Here is a 26384-nt window from a genome sequence, read left to right on the forward strand (position 1 = left end):
AAATCAGCCGGCCATTGCAAGCCGGATATGCCCTGGCCATGCGGCCAGGGCGGTGAAATCACCGCCCCGCCCGGCCCGGCCCGGCGGCCTCGCCCTCAATGACCGAACAGCAGGTAGCTGCGATCGCTGTCGCGATGGCTGCGCGTGGCATCGGTCCAGCCGACCGCGCGGCGATAGCTGCCGAGCACCTGCGCCTGCTTGAGCGCCGCCACATCGACCTGCTGCGGCGCGTCGGCGAATGGCGACACGAACAGCGCGTCCTCGGGGCAGTACAGCTCGCACAGGAAGCAGGTCTGGCAGTCCGACTGCCGGGCGATCACCGGCAGGCCGTCGGTCTTGTCGAACACATTGGTCGGGCACACCGTCACACAAATGTCGCAGGCTGTGCAGCGCTCGGCGTCGATAACCTCGATCATTCCGCCGCCTCCGCGAACGCCGCCTCGGCATGGGGCCGGCTTGCCGTCCAGACGTCGTCGAGGCCGCCGGTGGTGACGTAGTGACGCTGCCGCGGGTCGAGCTGCGGATAGTCGTCGCGGCGATGCATGCCGCGCGTCTCGGTGCGCGCCAGGGCGCTGCGGTACATCCAGCGTGCGGTCGCCAGCATCGCCGCCGCCTCGCGGGTGCGCAGCGCATCGGCCGGCACAGCCGCATCGGCCTCGGAGGCGTCACGCCACAGCGTATCCAGCCGCGCAAGCGCGCCATCGAGCCTGCCGGCGTCGCGGAAGTAGTTCAGCTCATAGGGAAACACCTCACGCTGCACGGCCCTGGCCAGCTCCGCAGGCGCCAACGCAGCGCGGGAACCGCGACGCAGGCCGACAGTGCCGGCCTGCGTCGCCGGGCGGTCGCGCGCGGGCCCGCGCTGTCGCGCAAAGTCCGCGGCCCCCTCCCCCGCCCAGAACCCGGACGACATCGCCCAGGCGGCATTGTGACTGCCGCCGCCGGTGAAGCCGCCGCAGATCAGTTCGCGCGTCGCCGCATCGCCCGCGGCATAGAGGCCGGGCACCGTGGTGGCGCAGCTGTCGTCGACGATGCGTAGCCCCCCGGTGCCGCGCACCGTGCCTTCGAGGCGTAGCGTCACCGCAAAGCGCTGGGTGAACGGATCGATGCCGGTGCGGTCGAGCGGCAGGAAGAAGTTGGGCTGCGACACCCGCATCGCCGCCTGCGTCGCCGCATCGGCCTTGTCGAGTTGGGCATAGACCGGCCCCTGCAGCAGCGCCCGCGCGATCGCCGCACGGCCGCCCTTCGACGCCGCGCCCGGCACCACGCTGCCGTCTTCATAGCTGAAGGTGGCCCAGCCGTAGAACAGCGTCTTGGTCACCGAGCCGAACGCCGGCGAGATCGCGTAGGGGTTGGAGAACTCCATGCTGGTCAGCTCCGCCCCCGCTTCGGCGCCAAGCAGATAGCCGTCGCCGGTGAGCACGTTGGAGCCCAGCGTCTTGCTGAGGAAGGCGCAGCCGCCGGTGGCGATCACCACCGCGCCGGCGCGCACCACCCAGCGGTCGTCCTTCTGCCGCCGCACGCCGGTGGCGCCCGCCACCGCGCCGTCGTCATCGATCAGCAATTCGAGCGCAGGGCTGTGATCGAGAATGGTGACGCCGGCCTGCTTCACGCGGCGGCGCATCAGGCGCATGTATTCCGGGCCCTGCAGCGAGTTGCGCTGCGGCCGGCCGTCGGCATCGGTCGGATAGGGATAGCCCCACGCCGCGAGCTGGTTGCTGAGCGCGTAGGTGCGGTCGAGCGTGCGCGCCATCCAGCGGCGGTCCTGCAGATAGCCGCCATTCTTCTCGCGGCTCGCCATCGCCGCGTCGCGCAGCGCCGGATCGGGATCGACGTACCACACGCCGGTGCCGGCCGCGGCCGTTGCCCCCGACGTACCGCAGAAGCCCTTGTCGGCGAGCACCACGCGCGCGCCGCGCGCCGCGGCGCTCACCGCCGCCCAGGCGCCGGCCGGGCCGCCGCCGAGCACCAGCACGTCGGCCTCGAATTCGATTGCTCCCGCCCCCGCCGAGACCTGCTCGGCGCGATTGATCCGTCCCGCCATGGACCGCGCTCTCCGCTCCGCACGCATCGAACCGGAGCGGTCCTGCCGTGCACCAACGCGCGCATGGTCGCCGACAGATGCGTCTGTGGCAATTTCAGAGTTCGCGCGGGTTTTGGATGAAGCTTTTATGCGGACGCGGTTGCGGAGAACGATCGTGCAGAAACGAAGCGCCCCCGCTTGTTGCTATGAACGGAATACAAGATCATGCCAAACGAGCAAGACACCTGTTGTCGAACTCGTCATGGCCGGGCTTGCCCCAGCCATCCCGCTTGGAAGGGCAGTGCTCACCTGATCGGGATGCCCGCGACAAGCGCGGACATCACCATGCAGGTCGGGAGTTTCACCGCCTCACAGCGTCTCCGGCGGCAGGATCGGCGCACGGCCGGAGGCGATGGCCTGCTCCAGCAGGTCGAGGCGATCCTGGCCCCAGAACGGCTCGCCGCGATAGAAGTAGAAGGGCGCGCCGAACAGCTTGCGGTCGATGGCGTCCGCCGTCAGCGCCTTCTCCTGCGCGACGAGATCGGCATCGTTCGCCTGCGCCAGCAGCGTCCGGCCATCGAGGCCGCTGGCGTCCGCCAGCCGCACCAGCGTATCCGGATCCTCGACATTGAGTTCGTCCGCCCACACCGCCTTGAGGCCGGCATGGGCGAACGCCATGACGTCCTGCCCGTCGCGCAGCGCGGCGAGCAGCATGCGGTGGCCGACCGTCGGATCGGCGGGATAGAACTTCGGCCACGTCACCAGCGGAATGTCGCGGATCGCCTTCCAGCGCTCCATCTCGACGAGACGATAGGCCTGCCGCCCGAGCGGCCTCTCACGCACCGGCTTGCCGCCGCCGGCGGAGAACAGCGCATAGAGGTCGATCGGCTTGAACACGACCTCGATGTCGCGGCGCGCCACGATGTCCTGGAAGGTCAGGCTGCCGATGTAGGACCACAGCGAGATGAAGCTGAAGTGGTATTCGACTTGAGGACGTTGGGTGGTCATTTGAGGACACTCACGAGATAGGAGATAGACATCGACGATAGCAGAGCGCGACACTCAAGCTGCAGCCCGGGCGTTCAATGAAGACAGAGAACCGGGCCTTCACCTCTTCATCAAGGTCGCACAGAACATCCGCTTTGCACCGTCCTGCCCGGCCATGACGAGTTTAACATGCGCGGCATCATGTCGCCGCGTCATAACCCGAGATACGCCGCACGCACGGCCGGGTCACGGCCGATGACCTCGGCGCTGCCGCCGGTCACCGTGCGACCCTGGTCGATGACATAGGCATGATCGGCGAATTCGAGGGCGGTGGCGACGTCCTGCTCGACGACCAGGAGACTGGTGCCGGACGCATTGACCTGGCGCAGCGCCGTGATCAGCTCATCCACCACCTTCGGCGCAAGACCGAGCGACAGCTCGTCGATCAGCAGCAGCCGCGGCGATGCCATCAGGCCGCGGCCGACGGCGCACATCTGCTGCTCGCCGCCGGACAATGTCGAGGCGTCCTGCCGCCGCCGCTCGCGCAGCCGCGGAAACAGCGCGAACACATGCTCGATGTCGCGGGCGATGGCCTCGCGATCGCTGCGCAGATAGGCTCCGAGCATCAGGTTGTCGTGCACCGAGAGGCTGGCGAACAGCCGCCGCCCTTCCGGCACATGGACGAGGCCACGGCGCACCATGTCGACCGGCGATGTCGCCTGCACGACCGCGCCATCAAGCCGGATCTCGCCGGCGGACGGCGTCAGCAGGCCGGACAATGCCCGCAGGATCGTGGTCTTGCCGGCGCCGTTGGAGCCGATCAATGCCACAACCGAGCCCTGCGCCACCGTGAGGTCGGCCTGCCACACCACCTGCACGTCGCCATAGCCGACGGCGAGGCCACGCACCTCCAACAGAGGATTGCTCATATGCCCGCTCCCTTCTGGCGTTCGGCGTAGCGGCGGCCGAGATAGGCCTCGATCACGCCCTCGTCGCGCATCACCGCCTCGGTCGGCCCGTCGGCGACGAGCCGGCCCTGGTGCAGCACCACGAGGCGGCTGCAGGCGCGCGCCACCACTTTCATGAGATGCTCGATCAGCAGCACGGTGATACCCTTGCCGGCAATCGCCTGGATCAGGCGCAATGCGTCGTCGACCTCGGCGCTGTTGAGGCCCGCATTGACCTCGTCGAGCAGCAGCAGCTTGGGCTGCGCGGCGAGGCTCTTGGCGAGCTCGAGCCGCTTGCGGCCGGCAAGCGTCAGCGATCCCGCCGGCTTGTCGGCCTCGCGCGTGAGGCCGCAGAACGCCAGATGGGTGTCCGCGGCGCGCGCCGCCTCGGCGGGCGTCGCAAGGCCACCGGCGAATAGCGCCGCCGCGGCGACGTTGTCCCGGACCGAGAGGCGCGGGAACGGCTGCACGATCTGGAAGGTGCGGGCGATGCCGGCGCGCGCCACGCGGTCCGGGCGCAGGCCGTCGATGCGATGGCCGTCGAACACGATGGTGCCGCGGCTCGGCTTGAGCACGCCGGTGACGACATTGACAAAGGTGGTCTTGCCGGCGCCGTTGGGGCCGATGAGACCGATCACCTCGCCCGCCTTGAGGCTCAGCGACACGCCGTCGAGGGCGACCAGGCCGCCGAAGCGGCGCGACACGTCGTCGAGGGTCAGCAGCGCGGTCATGGCGTGTCTCCCGTCTGAGCCTTTGCCGGCGGCGCGCGCCGCAGCCACGACCAGATGCCGCGCCCGCGCAGGTCGCGCAGGCCGCCCGGCAGGAACAGCACCAGCGCGACCACGAGGAGGCCGAGGATGCCGGCATGGAATTCCAGGCTGTTGCGCCAGATCAGCTCTTCGAGCCCCAGAAACACGAACGCGCCGATCACCGGCCCGATGATGGTGCCGACGCCGCCGAGCAGCGCCATGATGATCGGCTTGACCGACAGCGACACGTCGTAGACGTCGGTCGGATCGATATAGGTGGTCCACGACGCGTAGATCGCCCCGGCCGCGCCGATGAACAGGCTGGAGATCGCGAACGCCGTGACCTTGGCGCGGCGGGTGTCGACGCCGATCACCTGCGCTGCGTCCTCGTTCTGCTCGATGCAGCGCAGCGCGACGCCGAGCCGCGTGCCGCTGATCCACAGCGCCGCGAGCACCGCCAGCACCGCAACGGTGGCCATGGCGACGAGGAACAGCTGGGCCTGGGCCGTGCTGCTGCCGCCGACGAGCGGCACGTTGAGGCCCATGCCTCCGCCGGTCAGCGACGTCCATGAATTGGTGACCTCGCGCAGCACGTCGGCGACGACGAGGCTGCCGATGGCGAAGTAGTGGCCACGCAGGTGCAGGATGGCGAGGCCGAGCAGCAGCGCGAACAGCGCCGTGACGATGCCGGCGCCGGCCCACGCGGCGATCAGCGGCACGCCGTGGCTGAGCGCGATGCCACCGGCATAGGCGCCGAGACCGAAGAACGCCGCGGTAGCGAACGACGGATAGCCGGAGAAGCCGCCGACGATATTCCAGGCAGTCGCCAGCGCGACATACATCGCGACCGTGGTGGCGAGCCGCAGCAGGTAGTTGTCGCCGAACACGATGAGGCCGGCGACGACGACGGGAACGGCAAGGAATGCGAAAGTGCGGCCGGTCATCAGTTGAACCCCCGCCGCCCGAGCAGACCGGTCGGCCGCACGATCAGCAGCACGATCAGCAGCAGGAAGGAGATGGTCAGCGCATTCTCCGGTCCGAGCGCCAGCGCGCCAAAGCTCTCGATGACCCCGAGCGCGAAGCCGCCGACCACGACGCCGGGCATGCTGCCGAGGCCGCCGAGCACGCAGATCACGAACGCCTTGCCGAGATAGCCGCCGGACGACACCGGCGACACCGGCAGGATCGCCGCCAGCAGCGCGCCGGCCGAGCCCGCCATGAAGGTTCCCAGCGCGAACGCCAGCGCGTAGGTGGCGCGCACGTTGATGCCCATCAGCGCCGCGGCGTCGCGGTCCATGCGCACGGCGATGATGGCGCGGCCGAGCTGGGTGAAGCGCAGCACCAGCCACAGCGCGCCGACCAGCAGCAGGCCGACGCCGGCCGCATAGACGCGATCGACCGGCAGGATGATGCTGCCGAATTCGAGAACGCCGGGCGGCGGCTGCAGGTTGATCTTGCGGTAGTCGGCCTTGAACGCCGCCAGCATGGCGTTGTCGAGGACGAGATTCAGGCCAAAGGTCAGCACCAGCGTGATCAGCACCGGGCGCCCCATCACCGGATTGATCGCGACGCGCTGCAGGGCATAGCCGAGCGCAAACGTGACGAGGCCCGCCACCGGGGCGAACAGGAACGGACTGACGCCCCAGTAGTGATAGGCGAAGAACGCGAGATAGCCGCCCAGCACGATCAGCGAGCCGTGCAGGATGTTGATGATGTTGAGCACCCCCCACACCAGCGAAAAGCCGGCGGCGATGCAGGCATAGAGCCCGCCCAGCGCCAGGCCGTTCACCAGCACCTGTATCCAGAGCATTTCAGGACCTTCAAAAGATTTCGCCGCGCCAGCCTATCACCGGCGCGGCGTCATGAGGGAGCTGTCACCTCGTCCTGAGGAGCCCGCGCAGCGGGCGTCTCGAAGGATGAGGCCGAGGCGTTGCCGGCCGGGCCGGCCAGGCCTCATGGTTCGAGACGCGGCCTACGGGCCGCTCCTCACCATGAGGATTGCTGGCGCGGGACAGCCGCCCGTGTCAGTTCGCCGGCGCGGCGCGGAATTCGCCGGTGGCGATGTCGGCGGGGTAGACCACCTGCACCTTGCCCTGCTGGATCTGGTACACCGGCGGGACATAGGAATTGGCGATCCCGGTCGGACCGAACGACACCGGCGCGAAGAAGGTCTTGAAGCCGCCCTTGGCGAGCTGCTCACGCACCGCGGCGCGGTCCTTGCTGCCGGCGCGCTCGACGGCCTGCTGCAGGATGACGCCGACGGCGGCGCCCGAGGCCTGGGTGAAGTCCGGCTCGCTGCCGTACTTGGCCTTGAACTGGTCGACGAAGGCGCGGGTCGAGCCGAACACGTCCTCGCTCTTGTAGTTCAGCACCGGATGAAACCAGCTTGCCGTGGTGACATTCTCGGCGAGCGGACCGACGGCGTCGATCCACTCCTGATAGGCCGGGCCGTTGATCAGAGTGTAGATCTGGCCGCCGACCTTGAGCTCACCGGCCTGCTTGCGCACCAGGATGAGGTCGTTGATGTAGCCGGTCACCACCACCCAGTCGGGCTTGGCGGCGCGCAGCTGGGTCAGCGCCGAGGAATGGTCCAGCGTGCCGATCGGATACTTCTCGAAATACACCACCTCGAAGCCACGCTTCTTGGCGCTCTTCTCGAACTCGTTGGCGAGCGACAGCGGATAGAGATCGTTGCGGGCAAGGATGGCGACGCGCTTGACCGCCGGCGCCTTGGCCTTGATCAGGTCGGCGATCGGCTCGCTCAGCGTCGAGTTGTCGGTGTAGAGGCCGAACAGGTTCTTGTAGCCCTGGTCGAACACCTCGGCCGAGGACGCGCTGGAGGCGAGCAGCGGCACGCCGTACTTCTCGGCCACCGCGCTGACCGCCTTGGCCGCGCCGGAGCCGAACGGCGAGAACAGGAAGTCGACCTTGTCGTCGCTGATCAGTTTTTCGGCGAGCTGCACCGCCTTCGGCGTCGTCGACTGATAGTCGTAATAGACCAGCTCGACCTTGAACGCCTTAGCCCCGGCCTTGATGCCACCCGCGGCGTTGACCTTGTCCTGCCACAGCTCATAGCCCTGCTTCAGCTTGGCGCCTTCGGGAGCGAGCGCGCCGGTGATCGGCAGCGGCGCGCCGATGCGCAGCACCTCGTCGGCATGCGCGACCGAAAGCGAGAGCGTGGTTGCCGCGAGGGCGACCGCCGCCAGTGAGCGAAGCATTGTCATTCTTGATCAACTCCATTGTCGTCGAAGTTCCGATCTCCGCGACGCCTGATGTGAAGTCAATCAACGCGGCCAAGAAAGCAAAGTCCTGCCGCCGATATCGTAAATCTTGAAAGCGACGCGCTGCAATCGCGCGCCACCAGAGGACATTCTTCCTGCACGCCAGAATAGATTGATCTTCGTGCTGCGCTTGCGCCGTGTCTGCGGCAGCCTGCCGCAGGGATGGCGCCTGGCATGGCTGCCGGGCGGTTCAGCAGATCGACGGCAGCAGCCGCTTCACCTCGGCGACCATGTCGGGAACGGCACTGGCATCGTCGGCGAGATGCTTGAGCAGATAGCGCTGGAACAGGCCGTCGAACAGCGCATAGAGCACGCCGGGGGACACCACCGGCGTCTTGCCACCGAGCTCGGCGTAGCGCGAGGCGATGCGCCAGACCATGTTCTCGAGGCTCTGGTCGATTTCCAGCACGTCGCCGCGGAACGCGTCCTCGAACAGCGCCTGGGCGCGCAGGTCGTACCACAGGCGGTGCATGCTGGCGTCGTCGCGCAGCGTCTCGGCGAGCTTGCTGGCAAAGCCTTCCAGCAGCGCCTCACGGCTGCGCGCGGTGGCCGTGACCTCGTCGTAGCGCGTGACGCACTTCGCCTTGTAGTGGCGCACGCAGCAGCAGATCAGGTCGAGCTTGTCGGCGAAGTAATAGTGAAACACGCCGTGGGTGAACTCGGACTTCTGCGCGATCTCTCGCAGGCTGGTGCGGGCATAGCCGAGCTCGCCAAGGGTCGCGAGCGCTGCCTCCGCAAGCTCGATGCGGCGGGCGTTGAACTTCTCCTCGCGCAGGGCCTCGACCACGTCGGCGACCCGGTCCTTCGCACTCATCTGCCGCGTCATTCCCCTCGCCATCCACCCTTCCGGCCGCGGGGTTCGCTTTCGCCCCGCATCCATCTGCCGCCAGGTCCGAGACTGTGACGATCCCGTGCCGGCTTCGCAATCCTCTTGTGATGAGGGCATCAGCTTTATCTTGACAACTGTCAAGTTTTAGTTTGACGTCTGTCAAAATCAATTTTGACAACTGTCAAGGAAACGCGCCCCGTTCCGGGGAGGGCTCGGCGGCAAAGGCCTCGATCGAGGCCTTTCGTGACGTCTTGCTCGCGACATCGACATCCCCCGCGCAACCGGCCTCGACGGCCGGACCGCGGACGGCTGCCCATCACCAACGATCGTAACGGAGGAAATGACATGTCTGGACAAAGGCTTGCAGGACGAAAGGCGCTCGTCACCGGCGGCGCCCGCGGCATCGGCGCCGACCTCGCCGCGGCGTTGGCGAAGGCCGGCGCGGCGGTGATGATCGGCGACGTCCTCGCTGAAGAGGGCCGCGCGACGGCCGCGACCATCGCGCAGAACGGCGGCACCTGCGGCTTCGTGGCGCTCGACGTCACCAGCGACGCGCAGTGGGACAAGGCCGTCGCGACCACCGTCGCCGAACTCGGCGGCTACGACATTCTCGTCAACAATGCCGGCATCGAGATCGCCGCGCCGCTGATCGACGTCAGCGCCGAGGACCTCAAGCGCATGTTCGACATCAACGTAGTCGGTGTCGCGCTCGGCATGAAGCACGCATTCCGCGCCATGCGTCCCGGCGGCGCGGCCGGCCGCGGCGGCGCCGTCGTCAACATCTCGTCGGTCGCCGCCACCATCGCCTTTCCCGCCATCGCCGGCTACTCGGCCTCGAAATCCGCGGTCGATCGCATGACGCGGATCGGCGCGGTGGAAGCCGGCAAGCTCGGCTACGGCGTGCGGGTGAACTGCGTCTATCCCGGGCTGATCGCCAACGCGATGGGCATCAACCTCGCCAACGAGATCGTCAAATTCGGGCTCGCCCCGGACGTGGAAGCCGCGGTCGCCATGGTGCTGGCGCAGACGCCGCTGGGCCGGCTGTGCGAGCAGCGCAACGTCGCCGACGCCGTCGTGTTCCTGTGCTCGGACGAAGCGAGCTGCATCACCGGCGCCGGCCTGCCGGTGGACGGCGGCATGGGCACCTGATCACGAACCGCAATACAGGGAGGAGAATTCCATGAGCGACAAGAAACCCGTCGTCGTCTACGGCGTGTCCGGCTACACCGGCCGCCTCGTCTGCGAGTACCTGCGCGAGTACAACATCCCGTTCATCGCCGCCGGCCGCGACAAGGCCAAGGTGCAGGCGGTGGTCGACAAGATCCCCGGCATCGAGACCGCCGACTACGAGGTCGTGCAGGTCGAGCACACCGTCGAGGCGCTGACCAGCCTGTTCAAGGGCGCCAAGGTGGTCAGCAACATGGTCGGCCCCTTCATCAAGTATGCCGACACCGTGGTGGAAGCCTGCCTCGCCGCCGGCTGCCATTACACCGACACCACCGGCGAGCAGGACTGGGTGCTGCATGCGCAGCAGCGCTGGGGCGAGACGTTCGGCGCGAAGGGCCTGCTGCTGTCGCCGGGCATCGCCCAGATGTACACCACCGGCGAGATCGCCGCGAACATCTGCCTGGAAACGCCCGGCCTCGACACCCTCGACATCCTGGTGCTGTGGAAGGGCTTTCCCACTTACGCCTCGACCCAGACCATCTTCACCATCCTCAAGGCCAAGTGGTACTACCTCGAGCAGAACAAGTACGTGGAGTGGGACCCGACCGCGAACTTCGAGGTCAGCGTGCCGGGCCAGCATGAAGGCGCCATCGCGGTGCCATGGGGCGGCACCTCCCATCCGGTGTGGTTCAAGAACGATCCGCGCGTCGCCAACTGCAAGGTGATCGGCGGCGTGTTCGCCCGCCAAGTGATGGAGGGCGTGGTGCAGACCCAGCAGATGGTCAAGGCGAAGATCAAGCCACTGCCGCCGGAGCAGCAGGAGGCAGCCCTCGCCGAGATCGCCGCCTCGGTGCAGGCCAGCATGCCGCCCCGCGAGAACCCGCGGATCAACACCTCGCTGGATTCGGTGCACGCCTCCGGGCCGCTCGGCCGCGCCCACTGCGTCATTCACGGCGTCTGCAACTACAAGCAGACAGGGCTGCTGCAGGCCTATGCGGCCTATTCGCTGCTGCAGACAGCGCCGAAGCGTGCGGGCTTCGCCTCGGCGTGCCAGGCGTTCGGCCATCGCGAGCTGCTGGGACAGTTGCGCAGCTTTGGCCTCGTGATGAACCCGATCCTCACCGTGCATTCCTGACGCATACGGGCGGCGCGACACCGCGCCGCCCCTACTCCCGCGACAGTGCCGCCACCGGATCGAGCCGCGAGGCGTTGCGCGCGGGCCAATAGCCGAACACGATGCCGATCAGCGTCGCGGTGACGAACGCGGTGACGATCGAGGCCGGCGAGTAGATCAGGCTGAAGCCGACATCGAAGGCGTTGAACGCAGCGCCGAAGCCGAGCGCGAGACCAATGCCGAGCAGGCCGCCGATCAGGCACACCAGCACCGCCTCGATCAGGAACTGCTGCAGGATGTCGGTGCGGCGGGCGCCGACCGCCATTCGCACGCCGATCTCGGCGATGCGCTCGGACACCGACACCAGCATGATATTCATCACCCCGATGCCGCCGACCAGCAGCGAGATCACCGCGATGGCGGCGATGCACAGCGTCAGCGCCGACGTGGTGCTCTCGATGGTGCGGCGGACATCGTCGGTGTTGAGGATGAAGAAGTCCTTGGCGGGGTGGCGCTCGGTCAGCACGCGGGTGGCCGTCTGCTCGGCGATGGCGGTCGGGGTGCGATCCTCGACGCGCACGCTGATGCTGCGCAGCGCCATGTCGCGCAGGAAGCGCGACTGCACCGTGGTGTAGGGCAGATAGATGGTGGGCATGGCGCTCGAGCCGAAGCCGCTCTGCTGCTGGCGGGTGACGCCGACGATGCGGCAGGGCACGCGGCCGACCAGCACGACGCGGCCGACCGGGCTCGCGGGATCATCGCCGAACAGCGCCTTGCGGGCGCTGTCGTCGATCACGGCGTCCTGGGCATAGGCGCGCACGCCGTCGGCATCGAGGAAGGCGCCCTCCGCGAGCTGGGTGCCGCGCACGCGAAAATACTGCTCGCCGACGCCGTTGACCTGGGCATTGACCTCGATCGAACCGACCCGCAGCGTGCTGGTGGTCGTGACCGTCGGGCTGATGGCGGCGACGAACGGCTGCTGCGCCAGCGCCCGCGCGTCCGCCAGCACCAGCGTCTTGATCCGGCCGGCGCGGACGTCGCCGAAATCCTTGCCCGGAAAAATCTCCAGCGTGTTGGTGCCGAGGCTGTTGATGTTGGCCAGCACCTTGTCCTGCACGCCGGCGCCGAGGGCGGCGACGCAGACCACCGAGGCGACCCCGATGATCATGCCGAGCATGGTCAGGAAGGCGCGCAGGCGGTGGGCGTTCATCGCCAGCAGCGCCATGCGCAGCGCCTCGCGCAACCGATCGAAGGTCGCGCTCCAGGGCGGACGGTCGGAAGCGGACGCGGCCCGGCGCGGCGCGGAGACCGGCGCGGCCGCTGCCGCGTGATCCGGATTCGGACGATCCGACACCACGACGCCGTCGCGCAGCTCGATGATGCGCCGGGCGCGGCGCGCCACCGCCATGTCGTGGGTCACGATGATGACGGTGCGGCCCTCGGCGTGGATCTCATCGAGGATGCGCAGCACCTCCTCGCCGCTGCGGCTGTCGAGCGCGCCCGTCGGTTCGTCGGCGAGGATGACGTCGGCGCCGTTGATCAGCGCGCGCGCGATCGACACCCGCTGCTGCTGGCCGCCGGAGAGCTGGCCGGGCCGATGGCCGCGCCGCGGCGCCAGTCCGAGCCGCTCCAGCAGCCCGGCGGCCTTGTCCTCGCGCTGCCGTGGCGGCACGCCGGCATAGACCGCCGGCATCTCGACATTGCCCGCCGCGCTCAGCTCGCCGAGCAGGTGATAGCGCTGGAAGATGAAGCCGAAATGCTCGCGGCGCAGCGCCGCCAGTTCGTCGGGATCGAGCGCCGACGCCTCGCGGCCGAAAATCCGGTAGCTGCCGGAGGTCGGCCGGTCGAGGCAGCCGAGGATGTTCATCAGCGTCGACTTGCCCGAGCCGGACGTGCCGACGATCGCCACCATCTCGCCGGCGGCGATGGTGAGGCTGACGCCGGCGAGCGCGGCGACGGTCGCGCCGCCCGAGACATAGTCGCGGCGCAGGTTGTCGAGCGCGATCAGCGGCGGCGACATCGCCGTCACCCCTTCGGCAGCGGCTTGATCGACGGATCCGGGATGGTCCCGGTCACCACCGTCTCGCCGGCCTTCAGCCCGTCGCGGATCTCCGCGGTGATCTTGTTGTTGAGGCCGACCTTCACCGTGCGCGTCGTCACGACGCCGGTCGGCCCGAGCACCTTCACGGTGGCGCTGCCGTCGGCGCCGGGCGCCTCCAGTGCGGCGGATGGCACGGTCAGCACGCCGCGTGCTTCGCCGAGCACGATATGCACCTCGGCGGTCATGGAGGTGCGGAGCTGGCCATCGGGATTGGGGACGCTGAACACGCCGTTGTAGTAGACGGCCGCTGATGTCGACGACGACGTCGCAGCCGCCGCGGTCGCCGACGAGGTGAAGCTGCTGTCGGTCTTGACCGACTCCGGCGCCGGCTCGATCGACTGCAGCGTGGCCTGATAGCGATGACCGGGATTGCCGAGAATGGTGAAATAGACCGGCTGCTCCGGCTTCACCCGCACCACGTCGGCTTCCGAAATCTCGGTGCGGACCGTCATGGTGTCGATCTGCCCGACCACGACAATGGTTGGCGCCGACTGCACCGCGTTCACCGTCTGGCCTTCCTGGGTGACGATGGCCAAGACGGTGCCGTCGATCGGCGCGCGAATGCGGGTGTAGCCGAGATTGATCCGCGCGGTCTCGACCGCGACCTCCGCCTCGATGATGCGGGCGTCGAGCTGGGCGATCTGTGCCCGCGCGGTCTTCACATTGGCTTCCGCGGTGTCGTAGTCGGCACGCGAGGAGGCGTTCTGCGCCAGCGTCATCTGCTGGCGTTTCAGCCAGGCCTCGTTGAGGGCGAGCGTCGCCTCTTTCTCCTGGCGCTGGGCGCGGGCATTGTCGAGCGAGGCGACACTGGTGCGCAGCGCGTTCTCCTGCGGCAGGGAATCGATCTCGCCGATCAGGTCGCCCGCCTTGATCTGCTGTCCCAGCGCGACCTTCAGCGCCACCAGGCGCCCCGACACCTGCGCACCGATCGCCACCAGCCGCGCCGGCTTCAGCGTGCCGGCGGCGAGCACGGTCTGCTCGACGTCGCCCACGGTCACCTGCGCCGTGACCAGGTTCGCCGGCCCCGCCGGACCGAACCAATGCCGCAGCAGCCAGCCCCCGACAACGAGGCCGCCGAGAATCAGCATGGCCCACAGCCAACGTCGCCGCGGCCGTTGCCGTGACGGTGCGATCCCCGGCTGCGGCGCTTCCGCCGACGGCCGCGGCGCGGGATCAGTGGGGCGGGCCCGCCGATCGTCGGGAAGTCTTGCGATGTCCTGAATGCGTGGCATGGCTGGTGTCCGCGTTGCGTCGCCTAGAACTGGAGCGCCGGCCGCGGGCCGGTGTTCGCGTCCACGACATCGGGTGTGGTGCTGTCGACGGCGCCGTCCCAGCCGCCGCCGAGCGCCTTGGCAAGGGCGATGTAATCCTTCGCCACCGCGACACGGCTCTGCAGCAGGGCGTCTTCGGCGGAGAATTGCGAGCGCTCCGCGTCGAGCGTATCGAGAAAGCTGGTCGACCCGGTCTCGTACAGCGCGCGCGACAGCTTCAGCGCCGTCTGGTAGCGGCGCGCTGCCTCGATGAGGCTGCGGCCGCGGACCCGTTCCTGGGCGAGCGCGACGGTCGAGGTCTCGACGTCCTGCAACGCCGTGAGCACCGCGCCGCGCCACGCGTCAAAGCGCTGGTCGCGCTGCGCCTGGGCAATCTCGACCGCGGCGCGCAGCTTGCCGCCGTTGAAGATCGGCACGCTGAGGGTCGGCCCGATCGACCAGCCGATGGTGGAGCTGCGGCCGAGGTCGCCGATCCGCAGCGCCGTGGTCGACACCGAGCCGGTCAGGCTGACGCTGGGATAGAGCGCGGCCTCCGCCTGCCCGATCTTGGCTGTGTGCTGTGCGAGCTGCCGCTCGGCGCGGCGCACATCGGGCCGCATCCGCAGCACGTCGGCCGGGATGCCCTTCGGCAACGGCAGGCGCGGCGCCGGAATCCGCCCCGCGGCCGCAAGCTGCGGCACCAGCGCGGTGGGATCACGCCCCAGCAGCACGCCGATGCGGTGCATCGCCTCCGCCTGCGCAGCCTCGTGGCTCGGGATCGTGGCCTCGGTGCTCGCCGCCAGCGCCAGCGCCTTCTCCAGATCGACCGACCCCGCCGTGCCGGCCTCGAATTTCCGGCGCGTCAGCGCCGCGGTCTCGCGCTGCGACGCCGCCGCCCGGCGTGCCAGCGCAGCGCGCGCCTGAGAGCCGCGCGCGTCGACATAGGTCGCCGCAACGTCGCCGATCAGCGTCACCAGCGTGGCGCGCAGGTCATCCTCCGCCGCTTCCGCGCCATAGGTCGCCGCCTCCACGGCACGGCGGTTGCCGCCGAACAGGTCGAGCTCCCAGCTCGCATCGAGGCCGGCCTGGAACTGGTTGAATGTCGTGGCCCCGATCTCCGTCACGCCGCTGGCGCTGCGATTGGCATTCGCCGCGCCCGAGCCGCCGATCACGGGAAGCAGCGCGCCGACGGCCTGCTTGCGCAGCGCGCGCGCCTCGCGGATGCGCGCCTTGGCCGCGGCGACGTCGGGATTGCCGGTCACCGCTTCGGCGACCAGACGGTCGAGCAAGGGATCGCCGAGCCGGCGCCACCATGCGCCGAGCTGCAGCGGCGCGGTCGCAACAGCGGGCTTGTCTGCGCTCCAATGCACCGGCAGCTCCAGCGCGGGAGGCACGTAGTCGGGCCCCACGGCACAGCCGCCGAGCAGCGGCATGGCCGCAAGCCAGACCATGAGCATTCGTCCTTGGCGCCGTCCGGTCAGGCGGCGCAGCATCGATATCGACATCACGGCGGGTTCGTCGCAGCTCCCTTGTCGGACCACTCCGGCGGCAGCCCGACATTGCCGGCGATCATGCCGACCAGCCCGGGATCACGGCCGAAGGCTTCGCAGGCGGCATATTTCGGCTGCCCGCCCAGCGACGTCCCGATCGATTCCAGCGACGGCAGGCGCGGCGGCTGACCGAACGGCGTCGTGCCGGTGACGAGCATCTGGCTGAAGTCGGTAGCGAACGACGACCCGAGATCATAAGGGTCGCTGACCGCGGACACCTTCGGGGAATTGGTGAAGGAGTTCGCGCCGCGCGCCCACACCATCGCGGCCAGTTGATGCCCGGCGGCGTCCTGCGCCTCGCTCTCCACGGTGAGACTGCCGAGACCGATCGGAATCCGGGGGATCGGCACCCTGACGCCGAGCGCCGACGGCACGATCGATGCAACCTTCGATGCGCCGGCGGCCATTTCGTCGGTCGGCGCGGCCTGCGTCACCTTGACATGCGTGGTCAGGTCGGCCGGCTCGTCGGGGCCGACGATCCGCAGGCGCTCGCTCAGGCCGCCGCACAGTGCGCGATCGATGAGATTCGCCACCAGGCGGCGCTGCTCTTCCGACAGTTGCGGCGATGCGCCGGGTGCGAACACCGTCGGCCAGATGCGCACGCTCCTGGCGGCCAGCACCTGCTCCTTGTCGACATGCAGCAGCGACTTGGTCAGCAGCCCATCGGACGGCTTCAACCGCTCATAGGACGACAATGATCCTCCTCTCGTCATCGGCGCGCTGGCACAGCCGGACAGCGCGCCGATCGCGATCCCCGCCAGCATGAACTGTGGCACGCACGCGGATGCCGACATCCGCGACGCAACGTTGATGACAATGTTCCACGAGATCGCCATGGCACCCTTCGATTGATCGCGGCGCCAACCTATCCTTTCGCAGCAGGACCCGATGTGAAGTGATGTTAAGAGACTTTTCTGTCGTGAACATGATGTCATTGGCGCGCGCAGCGACAAAAACGGCGCGCGCCGGCCACATCACGATGCGGCCACAAATCAGGCGGATGCCGGCGACGGGAGGTCAGCGATGCTCACCAGCTCAATTCCGGCGAAAGCGCGTATCCTCTGCGTCGAGGACGACCATGAGCTCGCGCGCATGCTGGCAGACGTGCTGATCGACGGCGGCTTTGCACCGGGCCATGTCGGCTCGGCACGCGAGATGGATGCGGTGCTGGCACGCGATGGCGCCGATCTCATCGTGCTCGACGTGATGCTGCCGGGCGAGGACGGCTTGAGCATCTGCCGCCGGCTGCGTGCGGCGTCGCCAATCCCGATCCTGATGCTGACCGCGCGCAGCGAGGACCTCGACCGCATCGTCGGCCTCGAGATCGGCGCCGACGACTATGTCACCAAGCCGTTCAACTCCCGCGAACTCGTCGCCCGCATTCGAGCGCTGCTGCGGCGCGCCGAAGGCGGCCCGAACCAGGCCCGGATGCCATCGCTGTCATTTGCCGGGTGGCGCATCGACCCGGCGACGCGCGAGCTGCGTGACCCCACCGGCATCCGCGTGGTACTGACCAGTGTCGAGTTCGAGCTGCTGCTCGCTTTCTGCCGGCATCCCGGCCAGGTGCTGTCGCGCGAACAGCTCATCGACATCGTCCACGGCGGCCAGGCCGGCTCGATCGAGCGCAGCATCGATGTCCATGTCAGCCGCATCCGCCAGAAGATCGAAACCGACCCGCGCGATCCCGCGCTGATCAAGACGGTGCGGCTCGGCGGCTACATGCTGGCCCGGCCGGTGGAGCCGGCGTGATGGCGCTCGCCCGCCGCATCACGTCGTGGCGTATCGCAACCCAGATCACCGCGCTCGCCGCGACGTCGATGCTGCTCGGCATCGCCGCGGTGATCGCGGTCACGCTGATGCTGCTCGGCCTCTCGCCGCCGGACGACAGCCCGCCCTTCCTGATCACCCGCATGGCCGATGTCACGCGGTTTGCCCGCGCCGCACGGACAGCGGCGGAGAGGGACGCGTTCCTCGCCGTGGTTCGCGGCGCCGGCTTCACCGTCACGCGCCGTCCGATCGCGGCACTGGTGCCCGCGGCAACCTCGCATCCGCCGTTCTCGACGCGCCTTGCGCTGCAGCAACTGACATCGCTGCCCGGCATCGTGGTGCTGAACGATCTGCGCGATCCGGCCGCCGCCGGCCCGCAGACCGTAGTCCGCCTCGACGACGACCAGGCCCTGGTCTTCGGCGGCATTCCCGCGGCCAGCATCTGGCCGGCACTGATGGCGCCGACCCTGCTGCTGCTGGCAATCGTGCTGGTCACGCTGCTGTTGCTCGCCGCCTATGCCGCGCGCGGCATCGCCGCGCCGTTGATGCGGATGGCGGCCGCCGCCGCCGCGTTCGGCCGCACGCCGCACGACGCCGCCGCGCTGCCGCGGCGCGGCCCGCGCGACATCCTGCTGCTGGTCGACGCCCTCAACGACATGCGCGCACGCATCCGCGCCCTGCTCGACGACCGCACCCGCGTGCTCGCCGCCATCAGCCACGACCTGCGCACGCCCCTGACGCGGCTGCGGCTGCGCGCCGAGCGCGTCGCGCCCGATGCCTTGCGCGACGGCATGCTCACGGACCTCACCCGCATGGGCCATATGATCGACGACACGCTGTGCTACCTGCGCGACGACGCGCGGCGCGAGCCGGTGTCGCGCATCGACCTGCCGAGCGTGGTGCAGACCGTGTGCTCGGATTTCACCGACATGGGTCATGCGGTGAGCTATGTCGGCCCCGCGCGGCTCGCCTGGCGCTGCCGGCCGCTGGCGCTGACCCGCGCGATCACCAATGTGGTGGACAATGGCGTCAAGCACGGCCGGCAGGTGACGGTGACGCTCGCGCTCACTGCGGATGATGCCGTCGTGATCGCGATCGCCGATGACGGCCCCGGGATCGCGGCAGGCGATCGCGAACGGGTGCTCGCGCCGTTCTTCAAGGCGGAGGGCGCGCGGCCGCAGGACGGCAGCGGCTTCGGGCTTGGCCTGTCGATCGCGCAGGACATCCTGCGCCGGCACGGCGGCGACATCAGCCTCGCAGCGGCGGAGCCACGAGGACTGATCGTGCGGCTGCGCCTGCCTGCGGCCCCGGTGCTGCCCTGAGCCACATGGCGAGCGTCACTCGGTGACGTCGGCCTCGTCGTGGCTCTCCACCAGCGCGCGCAGCCGCTGCACCGCGACCGCAAGCTCGTCATGGCGCGGCAGGCCGAGCGCGAGCCGCACGGCGTTGGGGGCATGGGTCGGGGTCATCGCGAACGCCCGCCCCGGCGTCACCGCGACGCCGCGGCGCCCCGCCGCCGCGACGAAGGCGTCGGACGACCAGTGATCCGGCAGCGTCAGCCAGGCGTGATAGGTGCGCGGATCCGCGGCAAGCTGATGACCGGCAAGGCCCGTCGAGACGATGCGCTGGCGCTCACGGGCATCGATGCGCTTCAGCCGCACGATCTCGGCGGCAGTGCCGTCGGCCATCGCACGCGCAGCGACATCGAGCGCGAGCGGCGTCACCGACCAGGTGCCGGCGCGCACCACGGTGGCGAGACGATCCTGCAGCGGCTTCGGCGCGACGATGAAGCCGACCGCGACGCCCGGCGCCAGCCGTTTCGACAGGCTGTCGATGGCAAGGCAGCGCTCCGGCGCCTGCGCGGCGAGCGGCGGATCGTCGGCGAGGAAGCCGTAGACGAGGTCCTCGATGATCACGAGGTTGAGCTTGTCCGCGAGCCGCAGCAACTCCTGGCGGCGCGCCGGCGACATGGTGTGGCCGAGCGGGTTCTGCAGCACCGGCTGGACATAGACCGCCGAGATCGCGCCGCTGCGATGGGCGCGCGCGATGGCGTCGGGCCGCAGGCCTTCGGCGTCGGTCGGGATCGGCACGATGCCGACGCCGAGGCGCGCGGCGATGCTGCGGATCATCGGATAGGTCACGGCCTCGACCGCGAGCCGGCCGCCGACCGGCACCACCGCCGAGATCGCCGCCGCGATCGACTGCCGTCCGCTGCCCGAGAACACGAAGCTGTCGGGGTCGGGCCGCCAGTGCGCGGTGGCGAGAAAGGAAGCTGACACGCCGCGCGCCGTCGTCAGGCGGCGCTGGGTCAGCGGTCCCAGCGCGTCCGCGAGCGCGGCCGCGCGCTGCAGGCCGGCGAGCGACTTCGCCAGCAGCTCGGCCTGCGCCGGCACGGTCGGGAAATTGAATTCGAGATCGATGCGGCCTTCCTGCGGCACGCCGCGGACGATCGACGGCGTGAGGTTGCGGCCGGCGACAAAGGTGCCGCGCCCGACCTCGCCGACCACGAGACCACGGCGCAGCAGCTCGCTGTAGACCCGCCCGGCGGTGGAGGCCGCGATGCCCTTCTCGTAGGCGAAGATGCGCTGCGGCGGCAGCCGCTCGCCCGCCTTCAGCGTGCCTGCGGCGATGGCGTCGGCGACCTCCTCGACGAGGGCGGTGTACTGGCTCTTCGACAATATTGCACCCGGTGCAATGAAAAGATTGCACCGAGATATGTATCGGAGCATTGATGATAGGGCAATCGAAAACCTCGCGCCCTCACTGACAAACCCCGAGACCGACCATGCGCTCCGCTCCATTCCGCACGTCCAAGCCCCTCAGCCTCTGGCACGCGTCGTGGATCCGCAAAGTGCGCGGCTGGATCGAGCTGCCGACATTGTGGCTGGAACGCAACCGCACCCGCCACGACCTGCGCGACCTCAGCGCCGAGCAACTGCGGGATGTCGGCCTGAACGTCGAGCGTGTGCGCACCGAGGCGCACAAGCCGTTCTGGCAGGCGTGAGGCTGTGGGCGCACGGAACTGAACGCGGCTTTCGGCCTCATGGTTCGAGACGCGGCCCTGCGGGCCGCTCCTCACCATGAGGGGAAAGCACTGCGTGCTTGATGCGAGCTCCATTCAGCACCGTAGCCCGGATGAGCGAAGCGACACCCGGGTCAGTGCACGACAATCCCGCATGTCGCCGCGCTCATGCGGGCTACGCGACTACGCACTCGGCACGCAGCTCCATTGAGGCCGCTGCTGCGCGGCGCGCCATCGCATCACTCCTCATCCTGAGGAGCCCGCGCAGCGGGCGTCTCGAAGGATGAGGCCCCAACGCGCGCCTTCGAGCGCGCCTTACGCGCGCTCGGGAAACAGCGCCTTCAATCCCGCCGGTGACGCCGTGGCGACGCCGCGCTCGGTGATGAGGCCGGTGATCAGCCGCGCCGGCGTGACGTCGAACGCCGGATTCGCCGCCGGGCTGCCGTCGGGCGCGATGCGCACGCTGGCGATGGCGCCGTCGGCGTTGCGGCCCTGCACGAAGGTGACCTCGGCGCTGTTGCGCTCTTCGATCGGGATCTCCTTGACGCCGTCATGCACCGTCCAGTCGATGGTCGGCGACGGCAACGCCACGTAAAACGGCACGTCGTTATCCCTGGCGGCGAGCGCCTTCAGGTAGGTGCCGATCTTGTTGCAGACGTCGCCGTTGGCGGTGGTGCGGTCGGAGCCGACGATCACCATGTCGACGTCGCCATGCTGCATCAGATGGCCGCCGGCATTGTCGACGATCAGGGTGTGCGGCACGCCATGGCCGTTGAGCTCCCACGCAGTGAGCTGGGCGCCCTGGTTGCGCGGACGCGTCTCGTCGACATAGACATGCACCGCAATGCCCGCCTCGACCGCGAGATAGATCGGCGCGGTCGCGGTGCCGTAGTCGACGGTGGCGAGCCAGCCGGCGTTGCAGTGGGTCAGAATGTTGACCGGCTCGCCCGGCGCCTTGCGCGCGGCGATCTCGCGGATGATCGCAAGACCATTGAGGCCGATGTTGCGGTTGAGCGCGAGGTCCTCCTCGGCGATCTCGCCGGCGCGGCGGTAGGCGGCGGCGGCGCGCTCACTGACCGGCAGCGGCCGCAGCACACGGCGCATCTCGTCGAGCGCCCAGCGCAGATTGATCGCGGTCGGCCGCGTCTCGTGCAGCTTGTCCCAGGCAGCATCGAGCGCCGCATCGCTGGCATCGCCGCGCATCGCGATCGCCATGCCGTAGGCGGCGGCAACGCCGATCAGCGGCGCGCCGCGCAGCCACATCTCGCTGATCGCGGCGGCGACGTCATCGAGCGTGCGCAAGGTCACCACACGGAACTCGTGCGGCAGCCAGCGCTGATCGATGATGTCGACCGAGTGGCCGTCGTCGTTCAGCCAGATGGTGTGGTAGTGACGATCTCCGACTTTCAAATCACGGTCTCCTTCTCGAGGCGCTGCGCGAGGCCGTGCACCTCGACAAGACTGTGGATATGCCTGCGGTTGACAGCGAGGTGGCGCCCGAACTTGAGTGCGCTGGCTTCGCAGCGGCTGCGCAGCTCGACGTCTCCGATGGTCTCGAAGTCGGCGTTGTGCGCGAGCCCGAGAATGCGGCGATGAATCTCGACGCCGGCGAAGCCGAGCAGGTCGACCCAGATGTCGTGCAGCACATGGTCGAGTGCCTGCTCGGCGCCGAGCGCGTCGTCACGATCCTCGAACAACGCGCGCTGGTAGAGGATGCCGCTGCGCTCGGTGCGCCACAGGTGCGAGAACTCGTCGCGGAACGTCGCCCAGATCTCCTCGACCACGCCCAGCAGGTAGGCCCGCATGGCGTCGCGGCTGCCGTTCGCCTCATGGCCGCGCTGCGAGAAGTAGCTCATCCAGAAGTTCGCCAGCATCATGCCGACGTCGAAGGCGATCGGCCCGTAGAATGCGAACTCGGAATCGATGACGCGGGTGTCCTGCGGCGTCACCATCACCGAGCCGGTGTGGAGGTCGCCATGCAGCAGCGTCTCGGCCCTGGTCGCGAACAGGTGCTTGAGCTTCTGCGCTTCGACCTTGAGGTCGCGGTCGGCGCGCAGCTCGGCGACGAGGCCGTCGAGCTGCGGCGAGGTGTGGTGGTTGAGCTTCGCCTCGTAATAGGGATCGGAGAACACGAGGTTCTCGGTGATGTCGCAGAGCTCGACATTGTCGGCGAACAGCGCGAGGTCTTCCTTGCGCTTGCGCGCCTCCATGGCGAAGTCGGAGCCGCGGAACAGCGTGCGCGCGGCGAACAGGCCGAGGTCACGGCCGATCTTCGGCAGTTGCTGGCCCTCGATCAGGGCGCGCCGCAAAATGATGTGCGGCGACAGGAATTCCATCACGATGATCGCCTGGCCGGCGTCGAAGTGGAAGATCTGCGGCACCATGCCCGGCGCGCGCTCGCCCTCACGCACCAGCGCGTGATACTCGAAGAAGGTCCGCTTGAGCGGCAGCGGCCAGCTCTCGCCGACGAGGCGCACATAAGGCAGCGCCTGCTTGACGATGGCGCTGCCGGCGCCGCCGTCGACGATGAACACCAGATTGAGATTGCCGTCGCCGACTTCGCGCACGCGCCACTGCGTGGTGTCGGCGCCGATCCGGTCCTTCAGGGCCGGCAGGCTGCCGAGCCGCTGCGGCAGGGTGTCGGGCGTCAGGGCCTCGAATGCCTTCGTCTCCCCCATGTCGTTCTCCCCGGATTGTCCTTCGTTGGGTTTGACCTCATGCCGCGACCGCCTCGCCGGCTGTACCGGCGAAGCGTCGCGCCGTTGCGCGGGACGGAGCTCGCGCCGCCATGGCCAGCCGCGACCGCGACGCCATGCGCGAGACGTGAGGATTCCCTTCCAACGAAACGCCGGCACGCAGGCGATTGCCAACGCGCCTCACCTTTGATGTGGCCAATTCTGGCAAATGTCAATCGACTTGACATTTGACGAGGCGACCGCCTAGCATCCTGGCCGCTGGGAGGAACACAATGAACGAGAAGCCCGTGTTCCGGGTCGACGGATTGCGGAAAGCGTTTGGCAGGATCCAGGTCCTCGGGGGCGTGGACCTCGAACTGCATGCGGGGACCGTCACCGCATTGATGGGCGCCAACGGCGCCGGCAAGTCGACGCTGGTGCGGATCGTCAGCGGCGTCTACACGCGCGACGCCGGCCATATCACCCTCGCCAATCAGGACTTCTCACCGGCCTCGCCAGCCGACGCCATCCGTGCCGGCGTCGTCACCGTGCACCAGAACATCAATGACGGCGTGGTCGCTGACCTCGACGTCGCCACCAACCTCACGCTCGACCGCCTGAACGGGCGCGGCTCCCGGCTGCTGTTCAATCCGCGCCGCGTGCGCGAGGACGCGCGCAAGGTCGCCGAGCGCATGGGGCTGACGCTCGACCTCTCCGCCAAGGTCGCGGACCTCGTCCTCGCCGACCGCCAGATGGTGGCGATCGCGCGCGCGATGGCGCACGAGCCCAAGGTGCTGATCCTCGACGAGCCGACCTCGTCGCTGTCGAGCGCGGAAGCCGAACGGCTGTTCCAGGTGGTCGAGCGCCTCAAGGCGCGCGGCGTCGCCATTCTCTATATCTCCCATCGTATGTCGGACATCCGCCGCCTCGCCGACAGCATTGTCAGCCTGCGCGACGGCCGCATCACCGGGCGCTTCGACGGCCCCGATCTCGACTACGAGGGCGCCGTCGACGCCATGCTCGGCAAGACCGTAAGCCGTGGCGGCGTCACCGTGCGCGATGCCGGCGACACCATCTTCCAGGGCGACGGCCTGCAGCTCGGCCCGTCCACCGCGCCATTCACGCTCGCGCTCGGCGACGGCGAGATCGTCGCCATCACCGGCCTTGTCGGCGTCGGCAAGACCGCGCTGGCGGAGACGCTGTTCGGCGCGCGCCAGCCGGCGGGCGGCCGCATGCGGCTCGACGGCAGGGCATACGCGCCGCGCAGCTCCCAGCAGGCGATCACGCGCGGCGTCTATCTCGTCGCCAAGGACCGCGCTGCCAGCGGCATCGTGCCGACCTTCAATCTCTTCGAGAACATGAGTCTGCCGTTCCTGCCGCGGCTGTCGACGCTCGGCGTCACCAGCCGCCGCACTGAGCGCCAGCAGGCACGGGCGCAGATCGCATCGCTCGGCATCGTCTGCCGCAGCGAGCGTGACGAGCTCGACACCCTGTCGGGCGGCAACCAGCAGAAGGTGATGGTGGCGCGCTGGCTGAGCCAACCGGCACGGCTTTTGATCCTCGACGAGCCATTCCAGGGCGTCGACATCGCCGCGCGCCGCGACATCGCCGGCAAGCTGCGGGCGTCGGCCGAGGGCCGCGCCACGCTGGTGTTCCTCACCGAACTCGACGAAGCCTTCGAGATCGCCGACCGCATCCTGGTGATGTCGGAGCAGACGATCGTCGGCGAGCACCGCAATGCGGAAATCAATGTGGACAAGTTGCTGGCCGAGATCGCCGGCCGGCATGGAACGATGACCTGAATGACGACACAAGACACCAAGACCGCTGGCGCCGAGCCCGCGAAAATCGTGCCGCCCCTCGCCGCCGCCGGCTTCAACCTGCGTGATGCGGCGATCCGCTACGGCTTCCTGCTGCTGCTCGCCGGCCTTATCGTCTACTTCTCTGTCAAGACCAACGGCTTCGCCTCGCCGCAGAGCGCCGTGTTCATCCTGCAGTCGGTGTCGATCACCGGCATCCTCGCCCTCGGCGTCACCGCGACGCTGGTCGTCGGCGGCTTCGACCTGTCGATCGGCTCGGTCGCCACCACCGCGATGATGGCGTCGTCCTATGTCATGGTCATTCTCGGCGGCGACGCCCTGACCGCCACCATGGTGTGTCTCGCCATTGGCATCCTGATCGGCCTGATCAACGGCTTTCTCATCGTCTACACCCGCGTGCCGGATCTGCTGGCGACGCTCGGCATGATGTTCCTGCTGCTCGGCCTGCAGCGCATCCCGACCGAGGGGCGCTCGATCGCCACCGGCATGACCCTGCCGGACGGCAGCGTCGCCACCGGCACCTTCAGCCCCGCCTTCCTCGCCCTCGGCCGCCAGCGGCTCGACTTCATCCTGCCGAATCTCGTGCCAGTGTCGGTGGTGGTGCTGCTCGCGCTCGCGGTGCTGATCTGGTTCTTCCTCGAATACACCCGCTTCGGCCGCATGATGTACGCGGTCGGCTCCAACGAGCGCGCCGCCGAACTCGCCGGCGCGCCGGTCAAGGCCTACAAGATCTTCGCTTACGTCATCTCGGCGGTGTTCGCCTCGATCGGTGGCATTCTCCTTGCCGCCCGCCTCGGCCGCGGCGACATCGCCTCCGGCAACAACCTGCTGCTCGACGCGGTCGCCGCCGCGCTGATCGGCTTCGCCGTGCTCGGCGCCGCCAAGCCCAACGCGCTCGGCACCGCCGTCGGCGCGCTGTTCGTCGGCGTGCTCTTGCAGGGCCTCACCATGATGAACGCGCCCTACTACACCCAGGACTTCATCAAGGGCGCGGTGCTGGTGATCGCGCTCGTCTTCACTTTCTCGCTGTCGCGCCGTCGCCGTTAGGGCGGCGCGTCCTTTTTCCAACCAACGACGATCCAAACTTTTTGTGGAGGAGACAAGA

23 protein-coding genes are annotated in these 26384 nt (G+C 68.7%); 7 read left to right on the plus strand and 16 right to left on the minus strand.

Annotated features, from left to right (window positions below):
• Positions 1–95 precede the first annotated feature (95 nt).
• The 9 genes from AB4Z37_RS08870 to AB4Z37_RS08910 form a co-directional block, all read right to left on the minus strand.
• Positions 96–416 carry a 4Fe-4S binding protein gene (locus tag AB4Z37_RS08870; RefSeq protein ID WP_441516341.1) on the minus strand — a complete coding sequence of 107 codons (321 nt, stop codon included), beginning with the start codon at positions 414–416 and terminating at the stop codon, positions 96–98.
• Positions 413–2041: an FAD-dependent oxidoreductase gene (locus AB4Z37_RS08875; RefSeq protein ID WP_441516342.1), complete on the minus strand. Its 1629-nt coding sequence runs from the start codon at positions 2039–2041 to the stop codon at positions 413–415. The genes AB4Z37_RS08870 and AB4Z37_RS08875 overlap by 4 nt, the downstream gene beginning before the upstream one ends.
• A gap of 348 nt (positions 2042–2389) precedes the next feature.
• Positions 2390–3028 (minus strand): 2-hydroxychromene-2-carboxylate isomerase, encoded by a 639-nt coding sequence (locus AB4Z37_RS08880; protein ID WP_441516343.1) that lies wholly within the window; start codon positions 3026–3028, stop codon positions 2390–2392.
• Between the two features lie 191 nt (positions 3029–3219).
• Complete coding sequence (locus AB4Z37_RS08885; RefSeq protein ID WP_441516344.1) at positions 3220–3936, minus strand: ABC transporter ATP-binding protein; 717 nt, start codon at positions 3934–3936, stop codon at positions 3220–3222.
• Complete coding sequence (locus tag AB4Z37_RS08890; protein ID WP_441516345.1) at positions 3933–4685, minus strand: ABC transporter ATP-binding protein; 753 nt, start codon at positions 4683–4685, stop codon at positions 3933–3935. The genes AB4Z37_RS08885 and AB4Z37_RS08890 overlap by 4 nt, the downstream gene beginning before the upstream one ends.
• On the minus strand, positions 4682–5647 hold the full coding sequence (locus AB4Z37_RS08895) for a branched-chain amino acid ABC transporter permease (protein ID WP_441516346.1): 966 nt from the start codon (positions 5645–5647) through the stop codon (positions 4682–4684). Before AB4Z37_RS08895 ends, AB4Z37_RS08890 begins: the two co-directional genes overlap by 4 nt.
• Entirely contained in the window at positions 5647–6513 is an 867-nt protein-coding gene (locus AB4Z37_RS08900) for a branched-chain amino acid ABC transporter permease (RefSeq protein WP_441516347.1), read from the minus strand. Before AB4Z37_RS08900 ends, AB4Z37_RS08895 begins: the two co-directional genes overlap by 1 nt.
• Before the next feature lie 214 nt (positions 6514–6727).
• On the minus strand, positions 6728–7927 hold the full coding sequence (locus AB4Z37_RS08905; RefSeq protein ID WP_441516348.1) for an amino acid ABC transporter substrate-binding protein: 1200 nt from the start codon (positions 7925–7927) through the stop codon (positions 6728–6730).
• Positions 7928–8174: 247 nt separating this feature from the next.
• Complete coding sequence (locus tag AB4Z37_RS08910; RefSeq protein WP_441516349.1) at positions 8175–8798, minus strand: TetR/AcrR family transcriptional regulator; 624 nt, start codon at positions 8796–8798, stop codon at positions 8175–8177.
• 360 nt (positions 8799–9158) lie between these two features.
• On the opposite strand from AB4Z37_RS08910, the gene AB4Z37_RS08915 reads away from it, so the two are divergent.
• Entirely contained in the window at positions 9159–9962 is an 804-nt protein-coding gene (locus AB4Z37_RS08915) for an SDR family NAD(P)-dependent oxidoreductase (RefSeq protein ID WP_441516350.1), read from the plus strand.
• Positions 9963–9993: 31 nt separating this feature from the next.
• Positions 9994–11115: a DUF5938 domain-containing protein gene (locus tag AB4Z37_RS08920; RefSeq protein ID WP_441516351.1), complete on the plus strand. Its 1122-nt coding sequence runs from the start codon at positions 9994–9996 to the stop codon at positions 11113–11115.
• A gap of 31 nt (positions 11116–11146) precedes the next feature.
• Here AB4Z37_RS08920 and AB4Z37_RS08925 read toward each other — a convergent pair whose 3' ends face one another.
• The 4 genes from AB4Z37_RS08925 to AB4Z37_RS08940 all read right to left on the minus strand — a co-directional run bounded on the left by AB4Z37_RS08925 (position 11147) and on the right by AB4Z37_RS08940 (position 16789).
• Complete coding sequence (locus AB4Z37_RS08925) at positions 11147–13114, minus strand: MacB family efflux pump subunit (RefSeq protein WP_441516352.1); 1968 nt, start codon at positions 13112–13114, stop codon at positions 11147–11149.
• Between the two features lie 5 nt (positions 13115–13119).
• Complete coding sequence (locus AB4Z37_RS08930) at positions 13120–14283, minus strand: efflux RND transporter periplasmic adaptor subunit (protein WP_441516353.1); 1164 nt, start codon at positions 14281–14283, stop codon at positions 13120–13122.
• 167 nt (positions 14284–14450) lie between these two features.
• The gene (locus AB4Z37_RS08935) at positions 14451–15902 is read right to left on the minus strand and encodes an efflux transporter outer membrane subunit (protein ID WP_441516354.1); all 1452 of its coding nucleotides are present in this window, start codon (positions 15900–15902) and stop codon (positions 14451–14453) included.
• Positions 15903–15949: 47 nt separating this feature from the next.
• Positions 15950–16789, minus strand: coding sequence for a DUF3313 domain-containing protein (locus tag AB4Z37_RS08940; protein ID WP_441516478.1), 840 nt, complete (start codon positions 16787–16789; stop codon positions 15950–15952).
• A 229-nt stretch (positions 16790–17018) separates the two neighbouring features.
• Between AB4Z37_RS08940 and AB4Z37_RS08945 the strand changes: the two genes are divergently transcribed.
• Together AB4Z37_RS08945 and AB4Z37_RS08950 are read left to right on the plus strand one after the other, a co-directional pair.
• Entirely contained in the window at positions 17019–17744 is a 726-nt protein-coding gene (locus AB4Z37_RS08945) for a response regulator (RefSeq protein ID WP_441516355.1), read from the plus strand.
• Positions 17744–19084: a sensor histidine kinase gene (locus tag AB4Z37_RS08950; RefSeq protein ID WP_441516356.1), complete on the plus strand. Its 1341-nt coding sequence runs from the start codon at positions 17744–17746 to the stop codon at positions 19082–19084. Before AB4Z37_RS08945 ends, AB4Z37_RS08950 begins: the two co-directional genes overlap by 1 nt.
• A 15-nt stretch (positions 19085–19099) precedes the next feature.
• Here AB4Z37_RS08950 and AB4Z37_RS08955 read toward each other — a convergent pair whose 3' ends face one another.
• Positions 19100–20440, minus strand: a complete 1341-nt coding sequence (locus AB4Z37_RS08955; RefSeq protein WP_441516357.1) for an aminotransferase-like domain-containing protein — start codon at positions 20438–20440, stop codon at positions 19100–19102.
• A 107-nt stretch (positions 20441–20547) separates the two neighbouring features.
• On the opposite strand from AB4Z37_RS08955, the gene AB4Z37_RS08960 reads away from it, so the two are divergent.
• Entirely contained in the window at positions 20548–20766 is a 219-nt protein-coding gene (locus AB4Z37_RS08960) for a DUF1127 domain-containing protein (RefSeq protein WP_441516358.1), read from the plus strand.
• Positions 20767–21099: 333 nt separating this feature from the next.
• Here AB4Z37_RS08960 and mtnA read toward each other — a convergent pair whose 3' ends face one another.
• Both mtnA and mtnK read right to left on the minus strand, forming a co-directional pair.
• Positions 21100–22194, minus strand: coding sequence for an S-methyl-5-thioribose-1-phosphate isomerase (mtnA, locus tag AB4Z37_RS08965; RefSeq protein ID WP_441516359.1), 1095 nt, complete (start codon positions 22192–22194; stop codon positions 21100–21102).
• Positions 22191–23462 (minus strand): S-methyl-5-thioribose kinase, encoded by a 1272-nt coding sequence (gene mtnK / locus AB4Z37_RS08970; protein ID WP_441516360.1) that lies wholly within the window; start codon positions 23460–23462, stop codon positions 22191–22193. The genes mtnA and mtnK overlap by 4 nt, the downstream gene beginning before the upstream one ends.
• A 290-nt stretch (positions 23463–23752) precedes the next feature.
• On the opposite strand from mtnK, the gene AB4Z37_RS08975 reads away from it, so the two are divergent.
• Together AB4Z37_RS08975 and AB4Z37_RS08980 are read left to right on the plus strand one after the other, a co-directional pair.
• Positions 23753–25261, plus strand: a complete 1509-nt coding sequence (locus tag AB4Z37_RS08975; RefSeq protein WP_441516361.1) for a sugar ABC transporter ATP-binding protein — start codon at positions 23753–23755, stop codon at positions 25259–25261.
• Positions 25262–26326 (plus strand): ABC transporter permease, encoded by a 1065-nt coding sequence (locus tag AB4Z37_RS08980; protein ID WP_441516362.1) that lies wholly within the window; start codon positions 25262–25264, stop codon positions 26324–26326.
• The last annotated feature ends 58 nt before the right edge of the window (positions 26327–26384 follow it).

It is taken from the genome of Bradyrhizobium sp. 2TAF24, from assembly GCF_052115025.1.
In the GTDB taxonomy this organism is placed as follows: domain Bacteria; phylum Pseudomonadota; class Alphaproteobacteria; order Rhizobiales; family Xanthobacteraceae; genus Bradyrhizobium_A.

Coding starts and splice junctions, on each gene's coding strand:
- AB4Z37_RS08940 (WP_441516478.1), bottom strand. CDS start 16,789: ATGTCGGCATCCGCGTGCGTGCCACAGTTCATGCTGGCGGGGATCGCG.
- AB4Z37_RS08880 (WP_441516343.1), bottom strand. CDS start 3,028: ATGACCACCCAACGTCCTCAAGTCGAATACCACTTCAGCTTCATCTCG.
- AB4Z37_RS08920 (WP_441516351.1), top strand. CDS start 9,994: ATGAGCGACAAGAAACCCGTCGTCGTCTACGGCGTGTCCGGCTACACC.
- AB4Z37_RS08875 (WP_441516342.1), bottom strand. CDS start 2,041: ATGGCGGGACGGATCAATCGCGCCGAGCAGGTCTCGGCGGGGGCGGGA.
- AB4Z37_RS08925 (WP_441516352.1), bottom strand. CDS start 13,114: ATGTCGCCGCCGCTGATCGCGCTCGACAACCTGCGCCGCGACTATGTC.
- AB4Z37_RS08905 (WP_441516348.1), bottom strand. CDS start 7,927: ATGACAATGCTTCGCTCACTGGCGGCGGTCGCCCTCGCGGCAACCACG.
- AB4Z37_RS08885 (WP_441516344.1), bottom strand. CDS start 3,936: ATGAGCAATCCTCTGTTGGAGGTGCGTGGCCTCGCCGTCGGCTATGGC.
- AB4Z37_RS08975 (WP_441516361.1), top strand. CDS start 23,753: ATGAACGAGAAGCCCGTGTTCCGGGTCGACGGATTGCGGAAAGCGTTT.
- AB4Z37_RS08890 (WP_441516345.1), bottom strand. CDS start 4,685: ATGACCGCGCTGCTGACCCTCGACGACGTGTCGCGCCGCTTCGGCGGC.
- AB4Z37_RS08960 (WP_441516358.1), top strand. CDS start 20,548: ATGCGCTCCGCTCCATTCCGCACGTCCAAGCCCCTCAGCCTCTGGCAC.
- AB4Z37_RS08950 (WP_441516356.1), top strand. CDS start 17,744: ATGGCGCTCGCCCGCCGCATCACGTCGTGGCGTATCGCAACCCAGATC.
- AB4Z37_RS08980 (WP_441516362.1), top strand. CDS start 25,262: ATGACGACACAAGACACCAAGACCGCTGGCGCCGAGCCCGCGAAAATC.
- AB4Z37_RS08900 (WP_441516347.1), bottom strand. CDS start 6,513: ATGCTCTGGATACAGGTGCTGGTGAACGGCCTGGCGCTGGGCGGGCTC.
- AB4Z37_RS08945 (WP_441516355.1), top strand. CDS start 17,019: ATGCTCACCAGCTCAATTCCGGCGAAAGCGCGTATCCTCTGCGTCGAG.
- AB4Z37_RS08910 (WP_441516349.1), bottom strand. CDS start 8,798: ATGAGTGCGAAGGACCGGGTCGCCGACGTGGTCGAGGCCCTGCGCGAG.
- AB4Z37_RS08895 (WP_441516346.1), bottom strand. CDS start 5,647: ATGACCGGCCGCACTTTCGCATTCCTTGCCGTTCCCGTCGTCGTCGCC.
- mtnK (WP_441516360.1), bottom strand. CDS start 23,462: ATGGGGGAGACGAAGGCATTCGAGGCCCTGACGCCCGACACCCTGCCG.
- AB4Z37_RS08935 (WP_441516354.1), bottom strand. CDS start 15,902: ATGCTCATGGTCTGGCTTGCGGCCATGCCGCTGCTCGGCGGCTGTGCC.
- AB4Z37_RS08930 (WP_441516353.1), bottom strand. CDS start 14,283: ATGCTGATTCTCGGCGGCCTCGTTGTCGGGGGCTGGCTGCTGCGGCAT.
- AB4Z37_RS08915 (WP_441516350.1), top strand. CDS start 9,159: ATGTCTGGACAAAGGCTTGCAGGACGAAAGGCGCTCGTCACCGGCGGC.
- AB4Z37_RS08870 (WP_441516341.1), bottom strand. CDS start 416: ATGATCGAGGTTATCGACGCCGAGCGCTGCACAGCCTGCGACATTTGT.